4 protein-coding genes are annotated in these 2150 nt (G+C 67.6%); all 4 read left to right on the top strand.

The genetic code is table 11. The features are described 5' to 3' along the window. The first annotated feature begins 27 nt into the window (after positions 1-27). The 4 genes from AB1609_22080 to AB1609_22065 are packed head-to-tail and all read left to right on the top strand — an operon-like array spanning position 28 to position 2026. The gene (locus AB1609_22080; protein ID MEW6049123.1) at positions 28-507 is read left to right on the top strand and encodes a hypothetical protein; all 480 of its coding nucleotides are present in this window, start codon (positions 28-30) and stop codon (positions 505-507) included. Then, positions 500-1546 (top strand): hypothetical protein, encoded by a 1047-nt coding sequence (locus tag AB1609_22075; protein MEW6049122.1) that lies wholly within the window; start codon positions 500-502, stop codon positions 1544-1546. The genes AB1609_22080 and AB1609_22075 overlap by 8 nt, the downstream gene beginning before the upstream one ends. Positions 1547-1585: 39 nt before the next feature. Beyond that, entirely contained in the window at positions 1586-1786 is a 201-nt protein-coding gene (locus tag AB1609_22070; protein MEW6049121.1) for a hypothetical protein, read from the top strand. A 15-nt stretch (positions 1787-1801) separates the two neighbouring features. Then, entirely contained in the window at positions 1802-2026 is a 225-nt protein-coding gene (locus AB1609_22065; GenBank protein ID MEW6049120.1) for a hypothetical protein, read from the top strand. Positions 2027-2150 lie beyond the last annotated feature (124 nt).

Raw genomic sequence — 2150 nt, 5'->3', positions numbered from 1 at the left:
TGAACGTTTGGGGGGAGGTGGGCTTCGGTGCCGGAGGCGTTGAACGTGGCCTGGGGTTCTCCGGACTGGCGGGCGCGGCTGCTTTCCAACTTCGCCCCCACGCCGTTCGAGCTGTGGGGGCAGAAGTTCGCGTCCGTGGAAGGGTTCTGGCAGGGGTTGAAGTATCCGGAAGGCTCTGCGGAACAGAGGCGGGTCTTTGGCCTTTCCGGGTACGAGGCGAAGAGAGCCGGTCGGAACGCCCCGGCCGGTCCGGGCGGCGTCTTCACCTGGCGCGGCCGGACTTACCGGGTTGGGTCTTGGGAGCACTGGGACCTGATGCGCCAGGCATTGCAGGCCAAATTCAGGCAGAACGCGGAGGCCCGGCGGGCTCTCCTGGCGACCGCCGGGTTGCGCCTCACGCACGTTCTGCCCCGGGATTCAAAAACGATCCCCGGTGCGGTCTTCGCAGCCATGCTGGAGGAGATCCGAGCCGGGATAGTTGCAGAAGGAGGCGGTGAAGGTGCCTGAGGAAGGGTGGGTGGTTTTCCCCACCCTGGAGGCGGCGCGGGCCGCCTTCTCGCTGGGCCCGGTAAAGTACCGGTGCCTGGCGTGCGGCAAGGTCCACGTCTCCGGCACCAACCGGGGCAGGAAGTGCCTGAGCCGGCTGGCGCAGCTGTGCGGCTGGCAGCCGCCGCCGGTGCCGGTGCCCCCGGCGCCCAAGAACCTGGACCTGCCGTACCGCTTCGCCAGCACTGTTCTCAAAGAGTTCATTGGGGACTGGGAGGCAGCGCGGTTTGCCCGGGACCTGCCGGAGTACCTGCTGGCCCTGGACCCGAGGGCCGACATCAGGGCGGCGCTGGAGCAGTGCCTGGACGAGCTGACAGCTGAGGCACGCGCGGCAGCCGATAGGGCATGGGAAACCTACGACTTCCTGTGGCGCTGGCTCGACGCCCTGGCCGAGTGCCGCCCGCCCTGCGTGGTAGCGGCCGTGCTGCGGAGCAGGAGGCTCGAAGAATACGGGGGCTCGCAGTGGATAGCCCGCAGGTTCTGGCTCCGCCCGTCCGTTCCCTGCCCGGTCGCGGGGAAAGAAGAGCTCCTGGCTGTTCTTCCAGATGACTACTCCCACACCGCCGTGACCAACCCGGTCTGGGTTGGGTACGGCCGGCGGGGCTTCGGCGCCGTGGGCGTGTGGCATGTCTGGGACCCCTCCAGGCGTGCGGCCAAGCCGGACGAATGCGAGATAATGCGGCAATTCTACGGCCACTCGCCGGAGGTAAGGACAGTAAGCCTTTGGAATCGCGATCCCGGCGAACTGCCTCGCGTGTTTGGCCGCATCACAGAGGACCTGGCACGAGCCATAGAAGCCCCGCCCGTCTGGGGGATAGCGAACCCGGTGCAGGGATGGGTGGTGACGGATGGCTGTTGCGGGTACTTGGACGGGGCAGGAGGCAAGCTCCCTGCACCCTTTCCCGGGCGGGTGAAGGTGTATGCGACCAGGGCTGAAGCCCTGGCGGCCGCGGGCGGTCTGGAAGGGCATGTGGAAGAAGTGGTGGTCGCCCAGGCGTGAGCCGCCCGGCCGACCCCGCCGGAGAGGAGGGGCAGGAAGGTGTGGAAGACCACATGTCCCAGGTGTGGCGCTGAAGACGAGTTGTTCATAGTCGCCGGGAACTTCAGCGGGAGGATACCGCTGTGTTCCGACGGGTTCTCCTTCCTGGACGCAAAACACCTGAACACCGAGGACGAAATCGTGCGGTGCGACGCCTGCGGGGCTGAATTCCCGCTGGGCGACCTGGACGACGGGGCGTGACGGGAGGTGCCGGAAGTGACCGTGGGCATTTGGGTTCGCCCCGGGAATCGGGGCTGGGAAGTGTACGTGGAGACTCCCGACGGCCGGGAGTTTTTGCGCGGCACCAGGCGTTCCCGGGTCGAGGCCAGGCGCCTGGCAGAGCGCGAGGCCCGGTGGTGGCAGCGCTTCAATCTGCCCGTCAGGATGCTCGAGGCCGGAGAGCCCTCCCTGGAGGCCGCGGGCCGGAAGAGCAAGGTGTAGGCCGATGTGGCGGAGACTTTTCCCGCCAGGGTGCCGGAGCCTGCTCTTTGGAGCCCACCAGTTCCTCATCCACCCGTTGTTCGTGCTGGCGGCGTGGTGGAGGTTGTACGGGCGGCTCTCATGG

It is taken from the genome of Bacillota bacterium (assembly GCA_040754675.1).
Taxonomy (GTDB): Bacteria; Bacillota; Limnochordia; order Limnochordales; family Geochordaceae; genus Geochorda.
The sequence above is the reverse complement of the archived record's forward strand: the minus strand, read 5'-3'. Positions and strand labels throughout refer to the sequence as shown.